25 protein-coding genes and 1 tRNA gene are annotated in these 25,474 nt (G+C 50.5%); 8 read left to right on the forward strand and 18 right to left on the reverse strand.

The annotated features are described in order from the left end of the window. Positions 1-63 precede the first annotated feature (63 nt). The 5 genes from proB to INP77_RS08365 all read right to left on the reverse strand — a co-directional run bounded on the left by proB (position 64) and on the right by INP77_RS08365 (position 3,554). Complete coding sequence (gene proB, locus INP77_RS08345) at positions 64-1,185, reverse strand: glutamate 5-kinase (RefSeq protein ID WP_194748593.1); 1,122 nt, start codon at positions 1,183-1,185, stop codon at positions 64-66. Positions 1,186-1,189: 4 nt separating this feature from the next. Continuing rightward, entirely contained in the window at positions 1,190-2,242 is a 1,053-nt protein-coding gene (cgtA, locus tag INP77_RS08350; RefSeq protein ID WP_194748594.1) for an Obg family GTPase CgtA, read from the reverse strand. A gap of 212 nt (positions 2,243-2,454) precedes the next feature. Further along, positions 2,455-2,712 carry a 50S ribosomal protein L27 gene (gene rpmA / locus INP77_RS08355; RefSeq protein WP_049637894.1) on the reverse strand — a complete coding sequence of 86 codons (258 nt, stop codon included), beginning with the start codon at positions 2,710-2,712 and terminating at the stop codon, positions 2,455-2,457. Between the two features lie 47 nt (positions 2,713-2,759). After that, positions 2,760-3,074 carry a 50S ribosomal protein L21 gene (rplU, locus tag INP77_RS08360; protein WP_018986099.1) on the reverse strand — a complete coding sequence of 105 codons (315 nt, stop codon included), beginning with the start codon at positions 3,072-3,074 and terminating at the stop codon, positions 2,760-2,762. Between the two features lie 135 nt (positions 3,075-3,209). Further along, positions 3,210-3,554 carry a hypothetical protein gene (locus tag INP77_RS08365; protein WP_194748595.1) on the reverse strand — a complete coding sequence of 115 codons (345 nt, stop codon included), beginning with the start codon at positions 3,552-3,554 and terminating at the stop codon, positions 3,210-3,212. 112 nt (positions 3,555-3,666) lie between these two features. Here INP77_RS08365 and INP77_RS08370 point away from each other — a divergent pair, with 112 nt between their 5' ends. Further along, positions 3,667-5,070, forward strand: a complete 1,404-nt coding sequence (locus tag INP77_RS08370; protein WP_194748596.1) for a PLP-dependent aminotransferase family protein — start codon at positions 3,667-3,669, stop codon at positions 5,068-5,070. A gap of 112 nt (positions 5,071-5,182) precedes the next feature. Beyond that, positions 5,183-6,595: a cytochrome c oxidase accessory protein CcoG gene (gene ccoG, locus INP77_RS08375; protein WP_194748597.1), complete on the forward strand. Its 1,413-nt coding sequence runs from the start codon at positions 5,183-5,185 to the stop codon at positions 6,593-6,595. A gap of 48 nt (positions 6,596-6,643) precedes the next feature. Here the strand turns inward: ccoG and INP77_RS08380 are convergent, their stop codons facing one another. Beyond that, on the reverse strand, positions 6,644-8,035 hold the full coding sequence (locus INP77_RS08380; RefSeq protein WP_194748598.1) for a 3'-5' exonuclease family protein: 1,392 nt from the start codon (positions 8,033-8,035) through the stop codon (positions 6,644-6,646). Positions 8,036-8,341: 306 nt separating this feature from the next. Between INP77_RS08380 and INP77_RS08385 the strand changes: the two genes are divergently transcribed. Further along, positions 8,342-8,716 (forward strand): MarR family winged helix-turn-helix transcriptional regulator, encoded by a 375-nt coding sequence (locus INP77_RS08385; protein WP_228518828.1) that lies wholly within the window; start codon positions 8,342-8,344, stop codon positions 8,714-8,716. Positions 8,717-8,797: 81 nt separating this feature from the next. Here INP77_RS08385 and INP77_RS08390 read toward each other — a convergent pair whose 3' ends face one another. The 6 genes from INP77_RS08390 to INP77_RS08415 all read right to left on the reverse strand — a co-directional run bounded on the left by INP77_RS08390 (position 8,798) and on the right by INP77_RS08415 (position 13,190). Continuing rightward, entirely contained in the window at positions 8,798-9,025 is a 228-nt protein-coding gene (locus INP77_RS08390; RefSeq protein WP_194748600.1) for a hypothetical protein, read from the reverse strand. A gap of 58 nt (positions 9,026-9,083) precedes the next feature. After that, on the reverse strand, positions 9,084-9,356 hold the full coding sequence (locus tag INP77_RS08395) for a hypothetical protein (RefSeq protein WP_194748601.1): 273 nt from the start codon (positions 9,354-9,356) through the stop codon (positions 9,084-9,086). A 15-nt stretch (positions 9,357-9,371) separates the two neighbouring features. After that, a complete protein-coding gene (locus INP77_RS08400) occupies positions 9,372-9,581 on the reverse strand; it encodes a hypothetical protein (RefSeq protein ID WP_194748602.1) in 210 nt (69 codons plus the stop codon). A gap of 121 nt (positions 9,582-9,702) precedes the next feature. Continuing rightward, complete coding sequence (locus INP77_RS08405) at positions 9,703-12,141, reverse strand: EAL domain-containing protein (protein ID WP_228518829.1); 2,439 nt, start codon at positions 12,139-12,141, stop codon at positions 9,703-9,705. Positions 12,142-12,475: 334 nt separating this feature from the next. Further along, entirely contained in the window at positions 12,476-12,796 is a 321-nt protein-coding gene (locus tag INP77_RS08410) for a hypothetical protein (protein WP_194748604.1), read from the reverse strand. 52 nt (positions 12,797-12,848) lie between these two features. Next, a complete protein-coding gene (locus tag INP77_RS08415) occupies positions 12,849-13,190 on the reverse strand; it encodes a PilZ domain-containing protein (protein WP_194748605.1) in 342 nt (113 codons plus the stop codon). Positions 13,191-13,988: 798 nt separating this feature from the next. On the opposite strand from INP77_RS08415, the gene INP77_RS08420 reads away from it, so the two are divergent. Then, on the forward strand, positions 13,989-14,975 hold the full coding sequence (locus tag INP77_RS08420; protein WP_194748606.1) for a hypothetical protein: 987 nt from the start codon (positions 13,989-13,991) through the stop codon (positions 14,973-14,975). Next, positions 14,972-15,883, forward strand: a complete 912-nt coding sequence (locus INP77_RS08425) for a hypothetical protein (RefSeq protein ID WP_194748607.1) — start codon at positions 14,972-14,974, stop codon at positions 15,881-15,883. Before INP77_RS08420 ends, INP77_RS08425 begins: the two co-directional genes overlap by 4 nt. 302 nt (positions 15,884-16,185) lie before the next feature. On the opposite strand, the gene INP77_RS08430 is transcribed toward INP77_RS08425, so the two are convergent. Further along, positions 16,186-16,261: transfer RNA gene (locus INP77_RS08430), tRNA-Lys, on the reverse strand. A gap of 139 nt (positions 16,262-16,400) precedes the next feature. Then, positions 16,401-17,762 carry a signal recognition particle protein gene (ffh, locus tag INP77_RS08435; RefSeq protein ID WP_194749092.1) on the reverse strand — a complete coding sequence of 454 codons (1,362 nt, stop codon included), beginning with the start codon at positions 17,760-17,762 and terminating at the stop codon, positions 16,401-16,403. Between the two features lie 138 nt (positions 17,763-17,900). Between ffh and INP77_RS08440 the strand changes: the two genes are divergently transcribed. Then, positions 17,901-18,734: an inner membrane protein YpjD gene (locus INP77_RS08440; protein ID WP_194749093.1), complete on the forward strand. Its 834-nt coding sequence runs from the start codon at positions 17,901-17,903 to the stop codon at positions 18,732-18,734. A 33-nt stretch (positions 18,735-18,767) separates the two neighbouring features. Here the strand turns inward: INP77_RS08440 and INP77_RS08445 are convergent, their stop codons facing one another. The 4 genes from INP77_RS08445 to pssA all read right to left on the reverse strand — a co-directional run bounded on the left by INP77_RS08445 (position 18,768) and on the right by pssA (position 22,888). Next, complete coding sequence (locus INP77_RS08445) at positions 18,768-19,439, reverse strand: HAD family phosphatase (protein ID WP_194748608.1); 672 nt, start codon at positions 19,437-19,439, stop codon at positions 18,768-18,770. A 24-nt stretch (positions 19,440-19,463) separates the two neighbouring features. Next, complete coding sequence (gene yedA / locus INP77_RS08450; protein ID WP_194748609.1) at positions 19,464-20,357, reverse strand: drug/metabolite exporter YedA; 894 nt, start codon at positions 20,355-20,357, stop codon at positions 19,464-19,466. 84 nt (positions 20,358-20,441) lie between these two features. Next, complete coding sequence (locus tag INP77_RS08455) at positions 20,442-21,974, reverse strand: 2-isopropylmalate synthase (RefSeq protein WP_194748610.1); 1,533 nt, start codon at positions 21,972-21,974, stop codon at positions 20,442-20,444. Between the two features lie 125 nt (positions 21,975-22,099). After that, positions 22,100-22,888, reverse strand: coding sequence for a CDP-diacylglycerol--serine O-phosphatidyltransferase (pssA, locus tag INP77_RS08460; protein ID WP_194748611.1), 789 nt, complete (start codon positions 22,886-22,888; stop codon positions 22,100-22,102). A 156-nt stretch (positions 22,889-23,044) separates the two neighbouring features. Here pssA and INP77_RS08465 point away from each other — a divergent pair, with 156 nt between their 5' ends. Beyond that, complete coding sequence (locus tag INP77_RS08465) at positions 23,045-24,235, forward strand: tRNA guanosine transglycosylase (RefSeq protein WP_194748612.1); 1,191 nt, start codon at positions 23,045-23,047, stop codon at positions 24,233-24,235. A gap of 903 nt (positions 24,236-25,138) precedes the next feature. Beyond that, complete coding sequence (gene yajC, locus INP77_RS08470) at positions 25,139-25,453, forward strand: preprotein translocase subunit YajC (protein ID WP_194748613.1); 315 nt, start codon at positions 25,139-25,141, stop codon at positions 25,451-25,453. Positions 25,454-25,474 lie beyond the last annotated feature (21 nt).

The following is a 25,474-nucleotide window of genomic DNA, read 5'->3' on the forward strand; positions in this document are numbered from 1 at the left end:
TACCTTTTAATCAATGTGTTCATTTGTCATGCGTATCTGGCTTCTACAGCCAGCTACGTTTGCTTATAACAACACCAGATTGTCCCGGTGTATCAATTCTTTTTCTTCCACATACCCCAGCACGCTTTCTATTTCACTACTGGGCTTACGTTTAATCCGTCGTACTTCATTGGCATTGTAATTGACGATGCCGCGTGCCCATTCCTTACCCGCAGCATCGACGCAAGCCACCACATCGCCGCGCTCAAACTGGCCCAGCACATCGACCACGCCAATCGGCAGCAGGCTTTTACCCTCTTTAGTCAGGACATTCACCGCGCCGTCATCCAGCACCAATTTACCACCCACGCGCAGATGATCCGCCAGCCATTGCTTTTTAGCCAGCGTTTTCATTCTCACGGCTTGCAGGTGCGTCCCAATCGCCTCGCCCTGACTCAAGCGTACCAGCACTTCCGGCTCGCGCCCTGATGCAATCACGGTATGTGCGCCACTGTTGGCGGCGCGCTTGGCGGCTAATATTTTGGTTAACATACCGCCAGTACCCACTGCACTGCCTGCGCCGCCTGCCATGCTTTCGAGCGCAGGATTGCCTGCAGTTTCAAAATTGATAAACACGGCATTCGGGTCTTTACGCGGATCGGCGGAATACAGGCCTTGTTGATCAGTCAGGATGATCAGCGCATCTGCTTCAATCAGATTCGCCACCAGCGCACCCAGGGTGTCGTTATCGCCGAAACGGATTTCTTCGGTCACCACCGTATCGTTTTCATTGATAATCGGGATGACATTGAGGTCTAGCAGTGTGCGCAAGGTGGAGCGCGCATTGAGGTAACGCTTGCGGTCGGCCAGATCTTCGTGGGTGAGCAGCAATTGCGCCGTGTGCAACCCGTGTTGCGCAAAGCATTGTTCATACATCTGCACCAGGCCCATTTGACCAACGGCCGCAGCGGCCTGCAGCTCATTGACCTCTACCGGGCGCTTTTTCCAGCCCAGTCGCTGCATGCCTTCGGCAACAGCACCACTGGAGACCAGCACAACTTGTTTGCCCTGCTTGACCAAGGCACTGATTTGCTGCGCCCAAGCGGCAATCGCCGTCTTATCCAGGCCCTGACCATTGTTAGTCACCAGGCTGGAACCCACCTTGACGATCAGGGTTTTACTGTCTTGTATGAGTGAAACGCTCATAAAACTATTCTGTGATCGGTTGGGCGGGAGTCTCTTCAAGGTCACGTTGCGCACGCGTCTGGTCTATATGATCCATGATGGCGTAGGTCAAGGCCTGGCAACCAACACCGCTAATGGCGGAGATAGGAAATACCGGTCCATCCCAGCCATAGGCTTTAATAAAGTCAGCCACTTTTTGCGCACTGTCTTCCAACATATCAATCTTATTCAACACCAGCCAGCGGGGTTTGTCGTAAAGTTCTTGATCGTATTTTTTCAGCTCGTTGACGATGGCCTTGGCTTCCTGCACCGGATCGACGCTCTCATCAAACGGCGCAATATCGACTAGGTGCAACAGCAAGGAGGTGCGTTGCAAATGACGCAGGAACTGATGTCCCAGTCCGGCCCCCTCCGCCGCGCCCTCAATCAGTCCAGGCACATCGGCAATCACAAAGCTGCGATTGCTATCGACCCGCACCACGCCGAGGTTAGGGTGCAATGTGGTAAAAGGATAATCGGCGACCTTGGGCTTGGCGGCAGACACCGAGCGAATAAACGTCGACTTACCGGCATTAGGCATCCCCAGCAAGCCCACATCGGCCAATACTTTCAGCTCGAAATATAACTCAAAAGCTTCACCAGGCTCACCCTTGGTACATTGACGTGGAGAACGGTTGGTACTGGTTTTAAAATGGATATTCCCCAGTCCGCCATTGCCGCCTTTGGCAATCAGCACTTTCTGGCCATCAGCATTCAAGTCCACCATCATCTGTCCAGTGGCCTTATCGCTAATGGTCGTGCCGACAGGCACACGCAGTATCATGTCGTCACCCCCCTTGCCATAGCAATCGGAACCGCTGCCATTTTCGCCACGCTCGGCTTTGAAGGTCCGTGTGTAACGGTAATCGACCAGGGTATTGATGTTGCGATCTGCAATGACAAAGATGGAACCACCACGGCCACCGTCACCGCCATTGGGACCGCCCATAGGCTCGTATTTCTCACGGCGGAACGTGGCAACACCGTTGCCGCCGTCACCGGCGTAGACTTTGATGGTCGCTTCGTCAATAAACTTCATGATTCAATTTGCCTTTAAGCGCATTACTGCGTAACTCGGTGCTCAAAACCTGTGTGTATTGCAAGCTTGGGCCTACCGTGCGCCTTGCACTGCATCTTAAAATTTCTCACTGCGCGCGGACAATCCAGCGCACAACCATACAAGGCTACAATCTGATAACTATAAAGTAAAAAGCCCCGTCAAGCGACAGGGCTTTTTTCATAAAAGTGCGATTAGACCGCTTCGATGCTCACGGTATGACGCTTCAATGCGCCTTTTACAGCAAATTTTACTTTGCCTTCTACCAGTGCATACAGGGTGTGATCTTTGCCCATGCCAACGTTTTCACCAGCGTGCATTTTAGTCCCGCGCTGACGCACGATGATGCTACCAGCGTTGACAACTGTTTCACCGAAGGCTTTAACGCCCAGGCGCTTGGCTTGTGAGTCGCGACCGTTACGTGAACTACCGCCTGCTTTTTTGTGTGCCATGTTTGATTCCTTATTCTAGCAATCTGCTCTACTCAAGCAGAACGTGCTTATTTTGCTGAAATAGTGTCGATTTGAATTTCTGTGTAGCTCTGACGATGACCTTGCGTCTTGCGGTAGTGCTTACGACGACGCATTTTGAAGATCATCACTTTGTCACCACGGCCATGTGAAACCACTGTGGCATTCACTTTTGCACCAGCTACCAACGGTGCACCAATCGTAGTTGTCTCGCCGTCTGCAATCAACAACACTTTGTCGATCACTACTGTGGAGCCAACGTCGCCAGTCAATTTCTCAACTTTTACTTTGTCACCAGCGGCTACTTTGTACTGTTTGCCACCTGTTTTAATCACTGCGTACATAATAATGCCTTAAACATCGCCTTTTAAAGAACCCGCAATTATACGCAATTTATTCGGGAATGCAAATATATTTATGCATCATTTCAATCGCGTGCAGGAACGGTGGATGGCAGCCAGCGCTGGCACCAAAGGGGGCTAGTTTACCCTAGATCGCCAGGGACGAATACTGCCACGTGTGTAATAGCGGTAGACTGCAAACACGCACATGAGCAACTCCTCTTCCAGCACGTGATCTATCTGCTTGTCCATTTGCATGTCCGCCACCCGATACACCGGTTGTATTTCCAGATTATTCAGCGAGCTCAAAGGCTGAAATCGCACATTGAGCAGAACCCGGCTGTGTTGCATTAATTGCACGGTAAACATATCTTGCACGGCAAGCTGTAAAGACTGGCCATCTCGCAATGTGATGCCGTACAGCTTTTTGTTGTGCTGAGTCATTTGCTCAACCCCCGTATTAATTTTCCCTGTGTCAGTCATTCGTCCTGCCGCCTGCTGAAAAGGCCAAGCTTAACGCCTACGCTGGTTGCATCACAGAGGCAGTTTGCTTTAAATTGACCATATCAGATAACCTCCCTGTCAGGACCATGGCTTGAAAAAATACGAAATGATTGCCGAAGAGATCGCCAGTGCGATTCAGCAAGGCTTGCTCAAGCGGGGAGACAAACTGCCTTCTATCCGGCACATCCAGGCCAGCAAACAGGTGAATGCTTCGACCGTGTTTCAGGCATATTATCTGCTGGAGGCCCGCGGCCTGATTTTGACGCGCCCGCGCTCTGGTTACTATGTGGCGGGGCCGTTACGCAGCGAGCGCCTGCTGCCACAAGCAGCTCACAATGCCAGCCACCCGACCAAACTGCAAGTCAGTGACCTGGTGTTCACGCTGCTGGAGCGCATCAAAGACCCACAACAAATCCCATTTGGCTCGGCGTTCCCAAGCCCCTCCCTGTTCCCGCTTGCCAGACTGGCCGATCATATGGCCAGCACGGTGCGGCGCATGCAACCACAACTGACCGTCAGTGATATCGGCCAGGGTGATGTCGAACTGCGGCGGCAGATTGCATTACGCTACCAGCTGGACGGCAAGCCGACGGATCCGCATGAGATCGTGGTGACCAATGGCGCCATGGAAGCACTGAACTTATGCCTGGCCGCGGTCACGCAACCGGGCGATAGCGTGATCATCGAATCGCCCAGTTTTTATGCCGCACTGCAAGCCATCGAGCGCATGGGGCTGAAAGCCATCGAGGTGCCTAGTGACCCTGAGCTGGGCATAGACCTGGTGGCACTTGAGCAAGCAATCCTTCAGCATCACCCCAAAGCGTGCTGGCTCATGACCAATTTTCAGAACCCGACTGGCAGCCTGATGCCGGAGCCGAAAAAACAGGCGCTGGTGGCCCTGATTACCCGCCACCGGTTACCGCTGATTGAGGATGACGTCTACCGCGAATTGTATTTTGGCAAACAGCGGCCTTTACCGGCCAAGACTTGGGACAACGACGGCTGGGTCATGCATTGCAGTTCATTTTCAAAATCGCTCGCGCCCGGATACCGCGTCGGCTGGGTTTCCGCCGGGCGCTTCAGCGAAACCATCACGCGCCTCAAACTCTCCACGACCCTGGCAACCTCGATTCCGGCACAGCTGGCCCTGGCCAGCTATCTGGCGAAAGGCGGTTACGACAAACACTTGCGCCAACTGCGTCACCAGCTCATGTTGCAACAACTGCAGTTTACCCAAGCCATTCATCAATCCTTTCCTGCTGAAGTGCGCTACACCCTGCCGCAAGGCGGCTATTTCTTATGGCTGCAACTGCCCGGTCACCAGGATAGCCTGACGTTGTTTCAGCAAGCCATCCAGCACAATATCAGCCTCGCCCCTGGACACTTGTTTTCCTCGCAACAGCAATATGCCGGATATGTGCGCCTGAACTATGGCCACCCACTCAATGCAGAGCACAGGCAGGCGATAGAGACTCTGGGGCAGTGGATGCAATAGCCAACTAACAAGTCAGCCCTTCTGATATGGTTTTTTATTTAAAAACTGAATCTGTTTAAAACAACCTCCAGCCTCTACACTGCACACGTCTTCATCAAGATAGAGTGCCTGTATGACCGCTTCCCGTAGCAAACCCGTAATCCCGATTGTGGCCGTCCCTGCCAACGAACAAACGATTTCGCTTTATCAGAAAACCAGCAAAATCTACCCGCGCAGTGTCAGCGGCTATTTTAAAAACTGGCGCTGGTTCATGATCTGGGCCACACAACTGGTGTTTTACGGCTTACCCTGGCTGCAATATGGCGGCCGCCAGGCGTTCTTGCTCGATATTGATACGCATCGCTTTTATCTGTTTGGCCTGGTGATCTTTCCACAGGACCTGTTTTATCTGGCCATGCTACTGATCATTTGTGCGGTCGGATTATTTTTGTTTACAGCAGTGGCAGGCCGGCTCTGGTGCGGCTTTTCTTGCCCGCAGTCGGTGTATACCGAAATTTTCTTATGGATGGAACGCCGCATAGAAGGAGACCGCCTGGCCAGGCAAAAGCTGGATGCCCAACCCTGGGGGCTACGCAAAACTGGCCTCAAATTAAGTAAACACTCGGTCTGGCTCGGCTTTTCACTCATGACCGGCTTGAGTTTTGTCGGCTACTTTACGCCCATCCGCGAGCTTGTCACTGACCTCACGCAATGGCAGCTGGGTGGCTGGTCCTGCTTCTGGCTTGGCTTTTATAGCCTGGCGACCTATGGCAACGCAGGCTTCTTGCGCGAACAGGTATGCAAACATATGTGCCCCTATGCGCGCTTTCAGAGTGCGATGTTTGATAACCACACCCTGATCGTCGCCTATGACAGTGCGCGTGGCGAACCGCGCGGTCACCGCGCCAAGGGTCGTCAGGACTACCAGTCACAGGGACTGGGCGCTTGCATCGATTGCAGTATCTGCGTACAGGTGTGCCCGGTAGGCATTGATATCCGCAATGGACTGCAATATGAATGTATCAGTTGCGGCTTGTGTATTGATGCCTGCAATGACGTGATGGACAAAATGCACTATCCGCGTGACCTGATTCGTTTTTCTGCGGCAGGCGCCACAGACCAGCACGCGCTCAGTTCCCATTTATTGCGTCCGCGCGTACTGATTTACAGCAGTTTATTTGTCTTGATGATCGCCTGGCTGGGATACGGCTTGCTACACAAACCGGATTTCAAGGTCGATATCATGCGTGACCGCAACATCCTATACCGAGAAACCAACCAGGGCATCGAAAACGCTTACCAGTTGCACCTGACCAATGCCACCGAGCACCGCGAAAGCTATCAGTTACGTGCAATTGGCCTGGATGGCTTGCAGATCGAAAGTGAGCAAACACTGACTGCGCAGCCGACGGAAGAAATCCTGGTGCCGATGAGCCTGTTGGCCCCTGCCGGCAACCAACGTGGCAGCCAACGCATCCAGATAGAAGTGACTGCCTTATCCAGCGGCGAAAAAGTCAGCACGGAAAGCACCTTCTACCAGCCCTGACCGGACAGCGCCCCTTGCCCGCGTACCATGGCTGAGCCCCCCCTCTGCTTAGTCAGCCAAATCCAGTACGCGGGTCTTTTTATGCGCCAGCATTTTCAGTAGCAGTTTGTAACTATCCAGATCAAACTTAAGCTCTGTGGTTTGCGCACGCAAGGCATTTAAACTTTCATCGTCTTCTGCCACGCCCAGATAGACCCAGTGCTCAAACACATGAATCTGACGCAGATCATGCTCCAGGTCATATTCCTCAATGCCAATCTTGCCACGATAGGGCCAGACTTTCAGCTTGTGTGCCATCAGCGCCTGTTGTACGCGCAGAGCATGCATTTCAGGCGACTCCTGTCCGCAGCATACACCTTTGCAGCGCCTGAGCTGAAAGGCAAAACAAGGCCCGCTGCGGCCGGGCTCCAGCCCCAGGGCCTTGACACATAAATGACTGAGTTCAGCAATCTTGCGCAAGGTTTCTACAGCCTGGCGCTTGCTTCTAAAGGTGCCAAACAACTGGGACATCTGGCTAGGATCAATCTCATCCTCATGTACCAGCCTGACTAAAGGTTGCGCGGCCGGATCAATCTGCCAGCTGCATAAAGAGCGTTCGCGACGAAGCTGACGGTTATAAATGGGCTGCCGCTCCTTGACCAGGCGCGACTCCAGCAACAAGGCACTGAACTCACCGGCGGTCGCGATCCATTCAAAACGCTTCATCTCCTGCGTCATTCGCATCTCCTTGGTGGAGGCATGATCGCTGCTAAAATGCGACAGCACGCGTGCGCGCAGATTGACACTTTTACCGATATACAGGGGCAAGTCATTCTCGCCATAAAACAGGTAGACACCCGGCGCCTCAGGCAACTCGCCGACCAGGCTGGCATCAATATGCGGTGGCAGGGTTGGGGCTGACATCAGCTTAAGCGCGGCAGCTTTCACGGCGTCTTCGCCAAGCTCTCGACGCGCATCGTTGAGCATGACCAGTATCGCCTCCACATCGCCCATGGCGCGGTGTCTGGCCAGGCCAGTGATCTGGTGGCGTGCCACAATCGCATCTATGCCATGACTATAATGTTGCGGATAAAGCAATCGTGACAGCTTGACCGTGCACAATACTTTTTGCCGCAAAGTGATGCCTATGCGCTTGAATTCGGTCTTTAAGAACCCATGATCAAAGCGTACATTGTGTGCCGCCAACACCGTGCCCTCGAGAAAAGCAAGCAAGGTGTCTGCAACCTCGGCAAACGTTGGCGCCTCTGCCACCATGCCGTCATTGATGCCTGTCAGCGATTGAATAAACGGCGGGATAGGCTGTTGCGGGTTGACCAGTGTTTGCCAACGTGCCGTTTCGACGCCGTGGTCAAAACGCACCAGCGCAATTTCGGTAATCCGGTCTTTGAGTGGTGTGGCCCCGGTGGTTTCGAGGTCAAGAAAAGTGACAGAGGGCAACATCAGGCAGACAAACGATCACAAATGCAACATAAGAAATTTCATGGCTTTTATTTTAGCCCAGAAAGAGTGTTTTAGCGGGTTTCAATTGAGACGCATTGCAAGGCTGCTGTAAGCTCACTACGATAAGATTTAACGATTATTATGTAACATTAGTTACATACTCCTACACGACAACTATGGACACCCTCGATAAATGGTGCTGTAATTGTCTTTATACATATTAATGACAATATAATTTTAACTATGCCAAATTTATACTTAGAAAATCAATTATGTTTTTCGTTGTATTCCGCTACTCATGCCTTATTGCGGTCTTATAAGCCTGACCTTGATAAGTTAAATCTGACTTATCCGCAATATCTGGTTCTGGTCGCCTTGTGGCAATACAAACAGCTCTCGATTAAAGAAATTGCAGAGAAGCTATTACTGGAGCCTGCCACGATTACGCCTGTGGTCAAACGACTGGAAGTCAAAAAACTGACCAAGCGTACCCGCCAGAAAGATGATGAGCGCGTAGTGATTGTCAGCCTGACTGAAGAAGGTCAAGCCTTGCGTAGCAAACTGTCAACCGTGCAAAAGCGCGTGGCCTGCGATACCGGCCTGTCTAATGATGACTTTGATGGGCTCAACAAAACATTGAGCAATTTGACTAAAAACGTTTCTGCCAAAATCCCAGGCTAAGCGCACACCGGACCCTCGCCCAAACAAAAAAGCTGTGATGACATTCATCACAGCTTTTTTATTGCCGCCAGGAATAACCGCCTAGTCAGGCATATTGAGCTGGCGCATAAAGGCGCGAAATGATCCTTGAGACGCTTGTAACGCCTGTAGTTTGCTGAGTGACTCAGAGAGCGCATCACTCATCACCGCCAGCGCGTCTTCATCAAGCCGCAAACTCATGGCACCTATTTCCAGTTCAACCGTACGGTGGGTTTCACAATAGTGCACGCGAAACCCGCTTTGGCCGGACAATAATATTCTTTTACACATCATGTTTTCTTTCTACCATTCGTCGATCAGAATTCATCCAGCAGCACCAAAAGCGCGCTTAGCTGGTCGCCAGTGCCGGTCCGGCCTGCTCATGTTCATTGACTAGCAGGGTCCAGTGCACGCACATGCGGCGCGACACGTGACATATCAGGTCGGAATCCGCGTATTCTGGCGCAGCCAATGTTTCAGCCAGCCGCAACGCCTGTTTGGCCAGGTCATAGGTGGGTTTTTTGATATATAACGTCGCCACATATAGCAGCGAGGCCATCACAGACTCGGCATCGGGCAAGCTGGGGTCATACCGCATGGCAGGCATAGTCATGGTTTGCATGGTGTGTTCTCCTCTCTAAACCGTCATCGCAATTTCGGTCTGCATCACAATGCGTGCCGCCGCCTTGCGCAACATTTCATTAATCACAATAAAGCTGTCTGCTTCAAACTTGAGCGTAGTCCCGCCCACTTCGAGCTCCACCATGTCTGATGACTGGTGATAAAGTACTTTGCATGCGGTGTTGCCGGCCAGCATGGTTTTACCCACAACAGTTTGACGTTTCATCACAAGCCTCCTTTAGCTGATTGAAATTAAATGATAATGATTATCATTTATAAAGTCAACCAAAATGACAGCAGGCGTGATAGCGGTGGTAAATAAGGGCCAGAGATCGTGCGATTAGCGATTAGCGATGGTGCGGGTAGGCCAGCAAGAATGCGGTGGCATCCTCGACTTGCATGGGTTTGCTTAACAGGTAGCCTTGCATTTCATCACAGCCTTGCGCCTGCAAAAAGGCTTGTTGTTCAGGCGTTTCCACCCCTTCGGCAATGGTTTTCAGGCCCAGGCTGCGCGCCAGTTGAATGATGGCAATGACAATGGCCTTGTCTTCATCATCGGTGGTGAGGTCGCGCACAAAAGACTGATCGACCTTGAGCTTATAGACCTTGAATTTTTTGAGATAACTTAAAGACGAATAGCCAGTCCCGAAGTCGTCAATCGACAGCCGTACGCCTAGCGCGTTGAGCGCATCCATCATGGTCACCGCCCCCATGGGGTTCTCTAGGGCTACACCTTCGGTCAGTTCAAGCTCTAGGCAATCTGGTGCCACGTCATAGCGCTCAAGCGTGCTTTTCACCAGCGCAGGTAATTTGGGATCACGGAACTGAATGCTGGAGAGATTGACCGAGACCGTCATCTTGTCTAATCCCAACTGCTGCCAACGCTTAATTTGCTGCGTCGCCTGTTCCAGTACCCAGCTACCAATGGCAATAATCAGCCCGTTAGACTCCGCCAGTGGAATAAACTCTGCAGGCGAGATAAAGCCCAACTGTGGATGCTGCCAGCGCAACAACGCCTCTACGCCAACCAACTGACCATTCTCCAGTGCAATTTGTGGCTGGTAATACACTGCCAATTGCCCCAGGGCAATGGCGTGACGCAGGCCATTCACCAATTGCAAATTGCGCGCCGTTTGCAATTGCATATGATTACTAAAGAAGCGAAAACTGTTACGACTCTCCTGCTTGGCGCGATACATGGCGACATCGGCATTGCGTTGCAGGCTTTCCATATCCAGCCCGTCATCAGGATAAATCGCCACGCCTATTGAGGCCGTGATCGTTAACTCATACTGGTCAATAATCACAGGCAACTCAACCACCTTGAGCAGGCGCTCGACCATGTCCTTGGCCATCGCCTGATCGGCCTCAGTGAGCAGAAAGACAAACTCGTCACCGCCCAGGCGGCAAATCGTATCTTGCGGGCGCACCATGGCCTGAAAGCGCTTGGTCAGTGCCACCAGCAGATTATCGCCGTAGCGATGGCCCAGACTATCATTCACGTCCTTAAAGTGGTCCAGGTCGAGAAACATCAACGCAAACTGCCCATCCTGATCCCAGGCTTTTTCGATTTCAGCCATCACGCGCTCGGTGAGCAGGTTGCGATTCGGCAGCCCGGTCAAGGCGTCATAATTAGCCAGAAACCGAATGCGCTCCTCAGCCTGTTTTCGCGTGGTAATGTCGCGGATAAACGCGCTGTAATAACGATCGTCGTCGCGCTCGATTTCAACAATCGTCAGCTCGATCGGAAACTCCTGACCATCGCGCCGGATCGCCGTGATCTCAATCAACTTACCCAGCAGCGTAGATTGGCCAGTTTGCTGCAAGCGCAGCATGCCCTGATGATGCGCCTCCCTGTAAGCGGAAGGGACAATGACCTCGCCCAGATCGCGTCCCATGACATCAGCTCGCGCATAGCCAAACAGTTGGCTGGCCGCCCGATTCCACTCTACAATCCGCCCGGCCTGATCAATATTCACAATTGCATCCAGCGCGTTTTCAAGCACAAGCTGCGCGCGCTGCTCACTGATCTGCAAATCCCGCCTAAAAGCCGTGCGCTGCGCCTCTACCGCAAAGCGGTCCAGCGCAAAATCAATATTGGCCGCCATGTCCTTGAGCAAATGCTGGATGTTTTCATGAAACGCCTGCGGCTGCTGGGCATACAATGCCAGGCAACCTATCACCCGGCCTTCTGTATGCAACGGTAAAAAAGCGGCTGAATGCCAATTGAACTCCTTGGCTTTGTCATGCCAGGGCGCGGTGACCGGATGCGTTTGGAAATGCTGCACCCAGTAAGGATGGTCTGACACAATCGCCAACCCACAAGGTCCTCTGCCACTGACCTGTGAAGGATCTGCCGTAATGGTCAGCTGATCAAGATACTCAAGCCCTGAACCATAAGCACTCGCCACCCGAACCTGCTTGGTATCATGATCCAGCTCACCGACCCAGACTAGATTCGCGTGGCCCAGATGTACAATAATGCGACAAATCTGGTCGAACAGCGCCTGTTGATTCTGGCTTTGAATAATTAACTGATTACACTGACTTAAAGCCATGTAGAGCTGATTCAGCTGCCTATGCAGCGCGCTGGCTTCAGCCTGCTGTGCCTCCACACGTCGCTTGAAGAGCACTTGCTGGCGCCAGGCCAACCAGCCGCCCACACTCCACACCACTAGGCCGATCACCAGAAGCAAACTGACAGAACCCGCCTCGGCAGAAAAATCATCGCCCGTCGCCAAATATAGGCAACACAATAGAACACACAAGCCTATCAGCCATATCATTCTGATAAGCGCGCCCTGCCCTGCGAATATGTTTTTTTGTGCAGTCATGGATGTCCAGCTTAAGCCCCCGCACATTAATTTAAGGGAAGTGACTAAAATCAATTCGCCAATTACACAGATAAACATCCGACAAATTGATTGATACAGATGAATCAGTGATACAGACCGGCCAGACATCAACACGACCAGACAAGTTTAAGACAGGGGTATGGCGCGAAATACAAACATCACCAGACCAACAATTACCGCAGCAAAGATGCTAATACAAGCGTTTAAAAATAACCAGCCCATCCCCTGCATGCAAAATGTCACCACTAGACCTCAATCGCGGGAATCATCCCCAAACCGCATTAAACCAGATATATTTATAATCATAAAAACAACTCGGGGGGACAAAATGGACTTTAAAGTATTCTCGGCATTCTATTTGGTACCACTCATTATCTCCGCCATCGGCTCGCTGATTGAATTCAGAAACTGCGAATTCAACACCCCCAGGCACGCCCTGGGCAAAGCCTTCTTCCTCACATTCAGGAGCATGGTGCCTGTCCTCAACATCTTCTCCGCCATCCTCTACTTGATGACCTGCGGCGCCTACACCTGGAAAAAGTGCACCCTGAGCAAAAAGCAGTGAGCCAAAAACAAAAAGACCCAAGGCACACACCCTGGGTCTTTTATCTCTCGTGGCGACCATCCGCCCACACGGCTTATCTGGACATCACTGACTGAATCAAGTGTTTATTTTCTGACGGCACATCCAGAAACTCCAAATTAGTCCTGAATCCCCGCATCCCGCACAAGGATGAAAAAACCACCCGGCAGTTAAACCTGTATTTGCGCAAGCCAGACTCAGCCGCCACCGGAATCTCCACATCACACACCTGCCCGGGCTTGTAATACTTATCCGCAAACAGGCTCATGCCGCTCATGGAAATATCGTGGGTAACTGCAGTATAGGCGCGTCCAGTACTATCAATTAACTGAGACTTTTTGCGCCACAAACGACGGTTTACGTCAGATGAATTGTTGTACAAACTACTGATAGACATGATGCAAAAAACGTCAAAAACATTTACTTAATTGACCAATATTTTATTAAGGATTTTTGCTCTGAACAAGAGGGTTTTCTTTAAAGAAAAAACATTAAATCGCATCGCTAATATGCAGATTGCAAGCTTATCTGGTCATATCTAACCTTTGAAGCAAAGCCACCACAACAGCCAACGATTCCCACTAGGATCACCCGTTTATTACTCAGCCCCTGATTGCTTGCATATGATTCAAGGCGTTCGGCTTTGGATAAGGCTGCCGGGTGGCTTAACCTATTAGCTAAGTGAGGTATTACACTCTTTTATATAGGCCTCTGACCTAAAATAAAAAAACGCCAATCAACTAAAGATGCGCTAGAAATCTGAATCTTTAGCCATCAATAAATTCACGCATCTGAATTAAAAGGTCATGTAAATATTTATCTTCAATCGCAGCAGAGAAACTATATCCATTAAAAATAATAGAGCCATTTTCAGTAAGCTTTCGACAAAACTTGCTTATCAGAAATAATACTAGCCAGTCGTTTAAGCTCTCTAAACTTTTGGGATAATTTATTGATGCGTCTAACTCCAAGACGAGCGACTATGGGTAAAGTTTGGTGCTGCGAGTGAGTGAATCTCGGGGCATATTGCTCAAAAAGCTGAAAGCCTAAAATTTGAAATTCAGCGGTTTAACTAGTTAAATAATCAAATACTTTTTAGCTATGGCAAAAGATTTTTCGGAGGATTAATATTAGACAAACATAACTAAATATCTAACCAAGAAAGCTTATGCAATAAAAATAAAGGGGGTCCTCTATGGGGTGGAAGGGTACGGTGAGATCAATCAATGCAGCATATCGAGCTGCAGAGCGTGACTCAAAACGACGTCATCGGGAATTGCAAAGGCAAGAAAAAGAATATGCAAAAATGCAGTTGCTCGACCAAGCCGTTTACGATGTTGATGCTTATGAAAATCATCTAGAGCGATTTCTTTCAATTCACAAAGAATCGATATCCCCTATAAATTGGATTGGAATAAAGAACCAGTCTGAACCTAAAAAACCACCTCTATCTTCTGAACATGAAGACGCAGCTAAACAAAAGGAGGCTGCTTATAAACCCAGCTGGATAGATCGGCTATTTGGGTTAGAAAAGAGGAAACGTACCAAACTGGCTTCAGAGATTAAACAGGCAATTGAACAAGACGTTTCAGCTAACAATCAAGCCGAGCTAGAGTGGATGAATGCCCATGCCGAATGGGCAGCAGATATCGCACTTGCCGAAGGGATATTAAAAGATGATGCTCAAGCTAAGCTTGACGCCATTCGGCAAATTGACCCCTTTTCAGAATTAACTGAACTTGGTTCTGAACTGAAGTTTAGTATAGATGAAACAGGTTTACTCGAGTGCGAATTAATGGCTCATGGAAAAAGTGTTATTCCTGATGAGATTAAATCTTTATTAAGCAGTGGAAAACTATCGGTCAAGAAAATGCCGATCACTAAGTTCTATGAGTTGTATCAGGATTATGTCTGTGGCTGCGCTCTACGCATTGCCAACGAGCTTTTTAGTATTCTGCAAGAGGACAAAGTAGTCATTACAGTTATTGATACTCTCTTAAATACGAGTAATGGTCATCTAGAGGAAAAGCCAATATTAAGTGTTCTAATTCCCCGAGTGACAATGTCTAAGTTAAACATGGTGACTGTTGACCCCTCCGACTCGATGAGCAACTTTATTCATAACATGAGTTTCAACAAAAAGACTGGATTCTCTGCCGTTTCGAAAGTCAACTTATCATGACTAAAAGTAACCTCGGCAATCAGCTTTATTTCTTAGTAACAACTGCACGTGATGCTCTATTTGACCAAGGTGAGCTAGCGCAGCTAACCTATGGTGCATTTGATGTTGTTGCCAATAATGTAACCAATTTAGAAACTACAGAAATAGAGATTTCTTTCCCTGTCGGATATCGAGCGGATCACACTGCAATTCTAAGCCAAAAGAAATACACTAAAGAAGAATTACTCCAACGATACCAATTTTTGGCCCATCAACAGATGCCAATAAATGGTATAGCCCAGTTAGTCTCTATCTCAGAAACTCTTCTTGGAGATATAGTCCGCAATGTAATTATGCGCTACCCCCAAAAGCTAGGGAATAAACGCTCCGTCCAACTAAGTACTGTCCTTGAAGCCCAATCCCTAGAAGAAATCCATCTTAAGGCAATGGACACACTACTTAATGAATTATCATACAAGTCTCCAAATGAATTCTCTGACTCATTCAAAGAACTTACCTCCATCACTTTATTAGAATGCCCAGCCTTTCATAAATATATTGAAATGAAAGCCACCAGAGATATTCATGTTCATAATCGAGGAGTCTCAAATAAAACATACTTAAAAAAAGCAGGCTCACATGCTCGAGCCAAAGATGGTCAATCATTACCTGTTGATATCCCCTATTTTCTTGAATCTTATGAAGCATGCATACAAATTACCGAATGGCTTGAACAGGAGCTAGACGAACGTTGGCACAGTACAGTACGTGAATCTATAAGAAACAACTCCGAAGATAATGCATCGAAAAATAATGGATCGACTGAACATCAAAGTTCTGATGCTATTCCATTGAGTGATATCTCTTTAGAAGATATCGCAAAACCCAAGAAGCAAAGAAAAAAGAAAACCAAGACACCGGCGGCTTAATAATTTGAATTCCCACGCCAAGCCAACATAACGGCCAATCATTGCCACCCGAATTACCTTCGTATCAACCAGTCCTGGATTACGAGACTAAGGCTCAAGACATGCGACTCTGTGGACATAGCTGGTCGCTAGAGGTGGATGAGCTCTGTAGTAACCTGATGGCGTAAATGGCTTAACAATCCTGAAACGTCGGAATTCTGAAAACTGCTAAAACTACGTTGAATTAAAAATAGTGAAAACTGAAATCTGGAATGCTGAAAAGAAAAACGGCTCGCATTTCTGCAAGCCGTCTTTTTATATTTTGGTAGGGTGTGCGGGGATCGAACCCACGACAAACGGATTAAAAGTCCGCTGCTCTACCAGCTGAGCTAACACCCCATCTGTTTCTTGTCTGCCGCTTTGTTTTGCGTCAAATTTGAAAGAACGCGATTATGGGGGATGAATTAAATTTGGTCAATGCTGTTTTGGCTTTTTTTGTATAAAAAGTTTATTTTTTTATTCATCCCGATTTTTTGCTTTACATTCCGGGGAATTTTCCGCCCATCATGCCTCCCATGCCCCGCATCAGCTTGGCCATGCCACCTTTGCTAAACATCTTCATCATCTTTTGCGTTTCTTCAAATTGATTGAGCAGGCGGTTGACGTCTTGCACTTGCACACCGCTACCGGCGGCGATCCGTTTTTTGCGCGTGGCTTTAATCAGCTCGGGTTTGCGGCGCTCTTCTGCCGTCATGCTATTAATGATGCCTTCGATGCGGCGCATGGATTTATCCACGTCGTCGGTGTTGATCTTTTGCGCCATGCCGGAAATCTGGCTGGGCATTTTGTCCATGAGTGAGGCCATGCCGCCCATTTTGCGCATTTGCAGCATTTGCGCTTTAAAGTCTTCGAGGTCAAACTTGGCGCCGGACTTGATTTTGTCGGCGACTTTTTGCGCCTCGGCCATATCGACCTTTTTATGCGCTTCTTCAATCAGGCTTAAAACGTCGCCCATGCCGAGGATACGGCCCGCCATGCGGTCTGGGTGGAATGGCTCCAGGCCATCCACTTTTTCACTCACGCCGATAAACTTGATCGGCTTGCCGGTGACGTGGCGCACAGAGAGAGCGGCACCACCACGTGCATCGCCGTCCAGCTTGGTGACGATGACGCCGGTGAGTGGCAGGGTTTCGCCAAACGCTTTGGCGGTGTTGACGGCATCCTGGCCTTGCATGGCGTCGACCACAAACAAGGTTTCGGTGGGTTTGAGGTAGGCATGCAGGTCTTTGATTTCGGCCATCATGGCTTCATCAATGGCTAAACGACCGGCCGTATCAAAAATCACCACATCGTAGTAATTCTTTTTGGCTTGATCCATGACCTGCGCAGCAATGTCCAGCGGCTTTTGCTGCGGGTTGGAATCAAAGCAGTCGATCTCCAGCTGTTTGGCCAGCGTTTGCAACTGGGTAATCGCCGCAGGGCGGTAAACGTCGGCACTGGCCAGCAGGACTTTTTTCTTTTGCTCTTTGAGCAGCTTGGCCAACTTGCCTGAGGTGGTGGTTTTACCTGCCCCCTGCAAACCTGCCATCAAAATCACCACAGGCGGCACGGCGGCCAGGTTAAGGCCGACGTTGGCTTTACCCATGAGCTCGGTGAGTTCATCATTCACTACCTCAATCACGGCCTGGCCGGGGGTGAGGCTTTGCAATACGTCGCGGCCATTAGCACGCTCTTTCACGCGTGCAATAAAGTCTTTAACTACTGGCAGGGCCACGTCGGCCTCCAGCAGGGCCATGCGGACTTCGCGCATGGCATCGGCAATATTGTCTTCAGTCAATCGGGCTTGGCCGCGCAGGTTTTTAATCACGCCCTGCAAACGGCCGGTCAGGTTTTCCAGCATGGAAGGCCTTTCTTTCATCATTCATGAAATTTGTATAAAGTGATTTTACATCATGGTGGGGCAACCCTTGCAATAAAGCGCATGCATCCGGCGTTTGCGCGGCAGTAACCCTAGGCGAATGCAATGAGTTTTGCCATAATGCCAAGCATGACTCAACACCTGCTCCCTTACCTGATTGTCGCGTTTGTCTATATGGCGGTGGCGCTCGATTACTGGCGCATTGCCAAACAGGGCAAACCGGTCGATGAAAATGCTTTTCCGTTTCAACTGCACGGCGCGATGGTGGCGCTGGGGCTGGTCATGCATGGCAGCCTGTTGTACCGCGACATGTTTGCCATTGGCTCAGTCAACTTAGGGGTGTATTACGCACTGTCGGCGATTTTATGGCTCACCGTATTAATCTACTGGGTCGCCGACTTAAAGCACTCATTACATAGTTTGCAAGCGTTTGTATTGCCCCCGGCTGCCCTTTGCGTGCTGATGCCAGGCTTTGCCGTGACAGACTATTATGTAGATACGCGTGGCTTCACGCTGTTTAACCTGCATATCCTGATCGCCATACTGGCTTACAGCCTGTTTACCTTTGCGGCGCTGCATGCGTGCCTGATGCGCATGGCAGAGCGCGCCTTGCATCAAAAAAACAGCTGGCTGGCGCTGCAAGGCTTTCCACCGTTACTGGTGCTTGATGCGCTGCTGTTTAAAGTGTTGCACGTGGGCTTTGTTTTACTGACGATTACCTTGATCAGCGGCATGCTGTTTAGTGAAGAAATTTTCGGCAAACCCTTGCAGTTCAACCACAAAACCGTGTTCTCGATTGCTTCATGGATGATCTACGCCTGGCTGCTGTTTGGGCGCTTTAAATATGGCTGGCGGGGCAAAGTGGCCACGCGCTGGACGCTGGTGGGCTTTGTCTTGCTGCTGCTGGCGTATATAGGCAGCCGCTTTGTGTTACACGTGGTGCTGGGGCGCTAACTATTTAGCGCCTGCCAGCATACACGGCTCTTATTAGTTTCGCAGACTAATGATAGGCCAGCCTTGGCCTTGCGCGTAGGCGGTAAGCTTAGGGTCCGCATCCACAGCGACCGGATTGGTCACCAGTTTCATGAGTGGCAAATCGTTGTGTGAATCACTGTAAAAATAACTTTTTTCAAAATCAGCCAGTGATTGGCCACGTGCCGCCAGCCATTCGTTCAGACGGGTCACCTTGCCCTGCTGAAAACTGGGCGTGCCACTGACACCGCCGGTATATTGCCCGTCCACCATCTCAGGGTCGGTGCCAATGAGATGCTCGATGCCGTATGCGGTGGCAATCGGCTTGGTTACAAAGCTGTTAGTCGCGGTAATGATCATGCACAAATCACCGTTGGCTTTGTGCTGGTTGACCAGGTCTTGTGCTTTTTGCGTCATCATCGGGCGGATAACGTTGGTCATATATTTTTTATGCAGCTCATCCAGAAACGCTTTGGGATGTTGCGACAAAGGCTGCAACTGGAACTTGAGAAAAGCATAAATATCCAGACAGCCGTTTTTATAGTCTTCGTAAAACTGCTCGTTGCGCGCCTTGTGTTGTGCGCCATCCAGCAGGCCTTCACTAATCAAAAACACGCTCCAGTTATAGTCGCTATCCCCTGCCAGCAGGGTGTTGTCCAAGTCAAATAAGGCCAGGTTTTGTTTCATCACGCTTCATTTCTTTAATCAACATTAAACAATCTGTTCATCGGGCACGGCTTCTTTGGTTGCCGTCAGCACTAAAAAGACGCCGACCAGAATCACGGCCAGCGAAATATATTCCATGAGGTATATCTGTTCGTCGGCAAACCAGACGCCGACGACAAAGGCGACCACCGGATTGACAAAGGTGTTGCTACTGGCGACCAGGGGACGCACATGATGCAATAACCAATGGTAGGCAGAAAAAGCAATGATAGACCCAGGCACGATCATAAAGCCCAGGGCCACCCATGCCCGGGGCGACACCTGCGCAGGCAGATGCTCGCCAAAGGCGATACTGAATAAAAACGCAATGATCCCGCCACACAACATCTGGCTAGCGGCACCCATGAGCCCGGAAGGCATAGACAAATGTTTGCCCCAGACCGATCCCAATGACCAACATGCGGCTGCAAACATCAGCAAGCAGGCACTGACCCAGTCGCCTTGCAGGCTGCCGCGGGTATTCAGCAACAAAATCCCAATCAGACCAATCGCAATGCCCAACCATTCGCGGCGGCTAATTTTGTGCCCCCACAGGCTGGAGAAAATCGCCATCCAGATGGGCGCAGTCGCAATCGCCAGCGCAGCCACGCTGGAGGATACATGCAGTTGCACCTGTGACACCGTCCCATTGCCCAGCACGGGCAACAGCAGGCCAACCAAGGCCGCTCCACGCCACTGCAAGCGTGTCGGCGGCGCATGCCCGAGCAAGCGCAAACTGACATATAACAGGCTACCGGCAATGGTAAAACGCAGCCCCACCATCACAAAGGGCGGAAAGCTCTCAATCGCATACTTAATCGCGAGGTAAGTTGAGCCCCAGATAAAGTAGGTACAAGCCAGCGCAATGGTCACCAACAACCAATGATTTCTTTGCGTCATTGCGGCTTGCCTTTCCAGGGTGTCATGGTTGAAAAAAGAAAACGCTTGTTACCCGCAGGCAACAAGCGTTGGTTCAGAGCCTGCTTACACTTGCGGGTTCAATTTTTCTGCTTTTGCATAAAGCTTGTTCAGGCCATTCAGATAAGCTTTAGCGGAGGCGACGACAATATCGGTATCGGCGCCCTGACCATTCACGATGCGCCCACCCTTGGATAAACGCACGGTCACCTCCCCTTGCGCATCGGTGCCACTGGTGATGTTGTTGACCGAATACAGCAGCAACTCGGAATCACTTTGCACCACGTTTTCAATCGCCTTGAAAGTCGCATCGACCGGACCACCGCCATTGGCTTCGGTACGCTGCTCGCTACCATCCACACTCAGGGTCAAAATCGCGTGCGGGATCTCGCCGGTTTGCGAGGCCACTTGCAAGTAGCTCAGCTTGAACATTTCACGGCTTTCCTGCACCACTTCATCACTGACCAATGCATGCAAATCCTCGTCAAAGATTTCCGATTTTTTGTCAGCCAGCTCTTTAAAGCGCGCAAACGCCGCATTGAGCGCGTCCTCACTTTCGAGCTCGATGCCCAACTCTTTCAACCGGGTTCTAAATGCATTGCGGCCAGACAGTTTGCCTAAGGTCAATTTATTGGCGCCCCAACCCACATCTTCGGCGCGCATGATTTCATAGGTCTCACGATGCTTGAGCACGCCATCCTGATGGATGCCAGACTCATGCGCAAACGCGTTGGCACCGACAATGGCTTTATTCGGTTGCACAGGGTAACCAGTGATGGTAGAAACCAATTTGGACGACGGCACGATTTGCGTGGTATCAATGCGCGTGTTCAGGTTAAAAATATCGCTACGGGTTTTAATTGCCATGACAACTTCTTCTAGACTGGCATTCCCGGCGCGTTCGCCCAGGCCGTTGATTGTGCACTCGACCTGACGTGCACCATTCATGACCGCTGACAGCGAGTTGGCGACCGCCATGCCGAGATCGTTATGGCAATGGGTAGACCAGACCACTTTGTCCGCGCCCTTGACGCGCTGGATCAAGGTGGCAAAGCGCTCGCCCCACACCGCCGGCAGGCTGTAACCCACCGTATCCGGGACGTTAATAGTTTTGGCGCCCGCTTCAATCACGGCCTCAAACACGCGCACCAGAAAATCAATCTCTGAGCGTACCGCATCTTCCGCAGAAAACTCGACATCCTCAGTATACTCACGCGCCCATTTGACGGCTTGCACAGCACGCTCAACCACCTGGTCTTCCGTCATGCGCAGCTTGTTTTCCATATGGATTTTGCTGGTGGCAATAAAGGTATGGATACGGCCACGGACGGCATGCTTGATCGCCTCGCCGGCACGGCGCACATCGTTTTCACTGGCTCGTGCCAGCGAGCAAACGGTAGAGGTTTTAATCACCTTGGCGATCTCGGAAATCGCGTCAAAATCACCGGGGCTGGCGGCAGCAAACCCGGCTTCAATCACATCCACGCCCAATTTCTCCAACTGGCGGGCGATGCGGATTTTTTCTTCTTTAGTCATCGCTGCGCCGGGGCTCTGCTCCCCGTCACGCAACGTGGTATCAAAAATAATAATTTGTTCCATGAATATTCCTAATCTGACAGCCGGATTTTACCCGCTTGTCCTTTAAATGACTATAACCGCGCCCACACCTCAAGCGTCAAATAAAAAACGCGCTTACCCAAGCGCGTTTTAGAAAAGACTCTGCACTAGACAGTATTTTTGGCTTGCAGCCGCTCGCGCGCCCACATGTAATAGCCAGACAAGGCATACACGAACACCACGCTGAACAATACTTCTGGCGGGCTGTATGAAATCAGCACAAAGGCCATCACCACCGCCAGAATGGCTACAAACGGCACCGAATGTCTGAGATTGATATCCTTGCCGCTGTAGAACTTGAGGTCAGAGACCATAGAGCCTGCCGCAAAAATAGTGATAAACCAGGCAATCCATTTCACCTGCAAGGCGCCAAAGAAAATCTCGCGGCCATCGATATTGTATTCATAAGACACCCAGACAAATCCGGCAATCAAGGCTGCTGCGGCCGGGCTTGGCAAGCCCTGAAAGTAGCGCTTGTCCTGAAAGGGATCATCCAGCTTGGTATTAAAGCGGGCCAGGCGCAAGGCGGCACAGGCGGCATAAATAAACGCTGCAATCCAGCCCAGCTTGTTCATGGGCTGCAAGGCCCACACATACATGATGAGCGCCGGGGCGACCCCGAACGACACCATGTCTGCCAAGCTGTCATATTCAGCGCCAAACGCACTTTGGGTATTGGTCATGCGTGCCACACGGCCATCCAGGCCATCCATCACCATGGCAATAAAAATCGCAATCGCTGACTGCTCAAAGTGCTGGTTCATCGCCTGCACAATCGCGTAAAAACCGCCAAATAGCGAAGCTGAGGTAAACAGGTTGGGTAGCAGGTAAATCCCGCGCTGCCGCAGGGTGGTGTGTTGTTCGCGTCTAGACTGGCGGTTTTGTGATTCAACCATAAGGAACTTTTCAGAATTGCAGAATACCTGCATTGTTGCGGGCAATCACAAAAAATGCAAGCGTGCCCCCTGCATGCAAGCGGGTTTTCTCCGCAAGAAGCAAGTATCCCGGCTGTGCTAAAATAGCGCTTTATTTAAGCCAGTTATCGCGCGTTCATGCAGTTTTCCTTACACAATACCGACGGCCTAGCTCGCCGCGGCACCGTCAGCCTGCCCCATGGTGAAGTACAAACGCCGGCCTTTATGCCTGTGGGCACCTACGGCACGGTCAAAGCCATGTCTCCACAGGAGCTCGATGAGATTCAAGCCCACATTGTGCTCGGCAATACCTTTCATTTGTGGTTGCGGCCAGGCCTAGAAGTGATTGCAGCACATGATGGCCTGCATAAATTCATGGGCTGGGATAAGCCCATTCTGACCGACTCAGGCGGTTTTCAGGTATGGAGCCTGGGCGACTTGCGCAAAATTACCGAAGAAGGTGTCAAGTTTCAGTCCCCCATCAACGGCGACCGCTGCTTTCTGACACCTGAAGAGTCAATGCGCATCCAGCGTGTACTCAACAGTGACATCGTCATGATTTTTGACGAGTGCACACCCTACCCGGCCAGCCATGATCAGGCGCGCAAGTCGATGGAACTCAGCCTGCGCTGGGCACAACGCAGTCGCGATGCTTTTAATGTCTACCAGACACACACCATCGCGCATACCCTGACCCTGCAGGGTGGCCAGGAACAAATCGCCCAACTAGGCGCAGACAACACACCCAGCAATGGCAACGCACTTTTCGGCATTATTCAGGGCGGCATGTACGAAGACCTGCGCGATATCTCACGCCAGGGCCTGGAAGCCATTGGCTTCGATGGCTATGCCATTGGCGGCCTCTCGGTCGGCGAACCCAAAGAGGACATGTTACGCATCCTGGCGCATACCGCGCCACAAATGCCCAAAGACAAACCTCGCTACCTGATGGGCGTCGGCACCCCTGAAGACCTGGTGGATGCCGTCAGTTATGGCATTGATATGTTTGACTGTGTGATGCCCACCCGCAACGCCCGTAATGGCTGGCTGTTCACGCAATACGGCGATGTGAAGATCAAGAACGCCAGTTACAAAACGGATACACGCCCACTCGATGATGAGTGTGAGTGCTATACCTGTCAGCACTTTAGCCGTGCTTATTTGCATCATCTGCACCGCATCGGCGAGATTCTTGGCGCGCGTTTGAACACCATCCATAACCTGCATTATTACCAGGTGTTGATGCAAGGCATGCGGGCGGCGATTGAAGAGAACCGTTTTGAAGCGTTTAAGGCCGAATTTGCCCGGAAACGGGCAGAGAAGCGTTAATTTTCTAATTAATCTTAACCGCCGACTCTAAAATAAAGCAGAAATTAGTATTTCTTGATGCTGCATTCTTTTCGCCTCTCGGCGAGTCACTTTCTGGTGCTTGCCCCCCAGAAAGTAACCACAACGAACGAAGTGTTGCGGCGTAGGCTAATCTTCAGGTTAAGCCACATCGTGGCGGCAGTAGCCAAAGAGGACGAGACCCAGCAATCACGGCCTTGCTGCTCCCTTGCGTTGCTCAACAAAGTAAGCGGTCACGAAACGCGCCCTGACAAGCCACACACGTCGTGGCTTGTTGCGGAGCTTAGACAGTCGCTCCCTTTTTCCTTACTTTGTTTTCGCTACTCTGCCTGATGGAATGGAATTCATCTCTCCAAACTCACACGGTTGATGTTTGAACCGTTCAAAAAATAATTCTTTTGTTCAATCCTAAGCTCGTTGCGCTCACATGGTGTTCAGGGCCCCCATCTGCCGCGCCGAGCAACGCAGACTTGGCGGGAGCCTTCGGCCATCGGCTGTCCGAGTTCCGCGGTGGCTTGCGTTCTTTGCAAGCCGCTAGGGCGAGTTTCGATGGCCGCCCGGCAAGCCGAGTAGCGCAGGAGACAAGCGGAAGCTGGGGTGCACTTTCTTTTGGTTACTTTATCTTTGGGCAAGCAAAGAAAAATAAAGCTAAAGCGCCTAAGAAATACCAACAAAGACTTACAGAAAACCCATCACTCGTTCTTCGATTTTAATAAGATTAGTATTAACCTTGCAGATTCCTACCGACATCGCAAAGAGATACCCATAAAACACGCTTTAGCAAATCAAGCCCATTCATCCTCGAATCACACCCCGCCATTTATTCTTCTCTTGCCTGTGCTAGAATCGCGAGTTACTTATTAGATTCATTCAGGAACAAGTATTATGTTTATCAGCAATGCCTATGCCGCTGGCGCGCCAGCCACCGACTTTATGAGCTTTTTGCCTATGGTGGTCATTTTTGTGTTGTTTTATTTCATGCTGATCCGCCCACAAGTCAAGCAGGCCAAGCAGCATAAATCCATGCTCGAAACACTGAAAGCAGGCGATGAAGTGGCAACCAACGGCGGGATTGTCGGCAAAGTGACCAAAGTCAGTGAAAATTTTGTCAGCATCGAAATCGCGGCCAATACCGTGGTGCATGTACAGAAACACACTGTGCAGACCTTACTGCCTGCTGGCACTTTAAAATCGATTTAACTGTTATCCATTTAGTGCAAG

The organism is Methylophilus sp. 13, from assembly GCF_015354335.1.
GTDB classification, from domain to species: domain Bacteria; phylum Pseudomonadota; class Gammaproteobacteria; order Burkholderiales; family Methylophilaceae; genus Methylophilus; species Methylophilus glucosoxydans.

Excerpts from the sequence above, each read along its gene's own strand:
- proB (WP_194748593.1), bottom strand. The coding sequence starts at position 1,185 with ATGAGCGTTTCACTCATACAAGACAGTAAAACCCTGATCGTCAAGGTG.
- INP77_RS08400 (WP_194748602.1), bottom strand. The coding sequence starts at position 9,581 with ATGAAACGTCAAACTGTTGTGGGTAAAACCATGCTGGCCGGCAACACC.
- ffh (WP_194749092.1), bottom strand. The coding sequence starts at position 17,762 with ATGCTGGAAAACCTGACCGGCCGTTTGCAGGGCGTGATTAAAAACCTG.
- INP77_RS08440 (WP_194749093.1), top strand. The coding sequence starts at position 17,901 with ATGCCAAGCATGACTCAACACCTGCTCCCTTACCTGATTGTCGCGTTT.
- INP77_RS08390 (WP_194748600.1), bottom strand. The coding sequence starts at position 9,025 with ATGTGTAAAAGAATATTATTGTCCGGCCAAAGCGGGTTTCGCGTGCAC.
- INP77_RS08395 (WP_194748601.1), bottom strand. The coding sequence starts at position 9,356 with ATGCAAACCATGACTATGCCTGCCATGCGGTATGACCCCAGCTTGCCC.
- cgtA (WP_194748594.1), bottom strand. The coding sequence starts at position 2,242 with ATGAAGTTTATTGACGAAGCGACCATCAAAGTCTACGCCGGTGACGGC.
- INP77_RS08415 (WP_194748605.1), bottom strand. The coding sequence starts at position 13,190 with ATGTCTATCAGTAGTTTGTACAACAATTCATCTGACGTAAACCGTCGT.
- ccoG (WP_194748597.1), top strand. The coding sequence starts at position 5,183 with ATGACCGCTTCCCGTAGCAAACCCGTAATCCCGATTGTGGCCGTCCCT.
- yedA (WP_194748609.1), bottom strand. The coding sequence starts at position 20,357 with ATGACGCAAAGAAATCATTGGTTGTTGGTGACCATTGCGCTGGCTTGT.
- INP77_RS08405 (WP_228518829.1), bottom strand. The coding sequence starts at position 12,141 with ATGATATGGCTGATAGGCTTGTGTGTTCTATTGTGTTGCCTATATTTG.
- rplU (WP_018986099.1), bottom strand. The coding sequence starts at position 3,074 with ATGTACGCAGTGATTAAAACAGGTGGCAAACAGTACAAAGTAGCCGCT.
- INP77_RS08420 (WP_194748606.1), top strand. The coding sequence starts at position 13,989 with ATGGGGTGGAAGGGTACGGTGAGATCAATCAATGCAGCATATCGAGCT.
- INP77_RS08425 (WP_194748607.1), top strand. The coding sequence starts at position 14,972 with ATGACTAAAAGTAACCTCGGCAATCAGCTTTATTTCTTAGTAACAACT.
- yajC (WP_194748613.1), top strand. The coding sequence starts at position 25,139 with ATGTTTATCAGCAATGCCTATGCCGCTGGCGCGCCAGCCACCGACTTT.
- INP77_RS08455 (WP_194748610.1), bottom strand. The coding sequence starts at position 21,974 with ATGGAACAAATTATTATTTTTGATACCACGTTGCGTGACGGGGAGCAG.
- pssA (WP_194748611.1), bottom strand. The coding sequence starts at position 22,888 with ATGGTTGAATCACAAAACCGCCAGTCTAGACGCGAACAACACACCACC.
- INP77_RS08380 (WP_194748598.1), bottom strand. The coding sequence starts at position 8,035 with ATGTTGCCCTCTGTCACTTTTCTTGACCTCGAAACCACCGGGGCCACA.
- INP77_RS08445 (WP_194748608.1), bottom strand. The coding sequence starts at position 19,439 with ATGAAACAAAACCTGGCCTTATTTGACTTGGACAACACCCTGCTGGCA.
- INP77_RS08365 (WP_194748595.1), bottom strand. The coding sequence starts at position 3,554 with ATGACTGACACAGGGAAAATTAATACGGGGGTTGAGCAAATGACTCAG.
- rpmA (WP_049637894.1), bottom strand. The coding sequence starts at position 2,712 with ATGGCACACAAAAAAGCAGGCGGTAGTTCACGTAACGGTCGCGACTCA.
- INP77_RS08465 (WP_194748612.1), top strand. The coding sequence starts at position 23,045 with ATGCAGTTTTCCTTACACAATACCGACGGCCTAGCTCGCCGCGGCACC.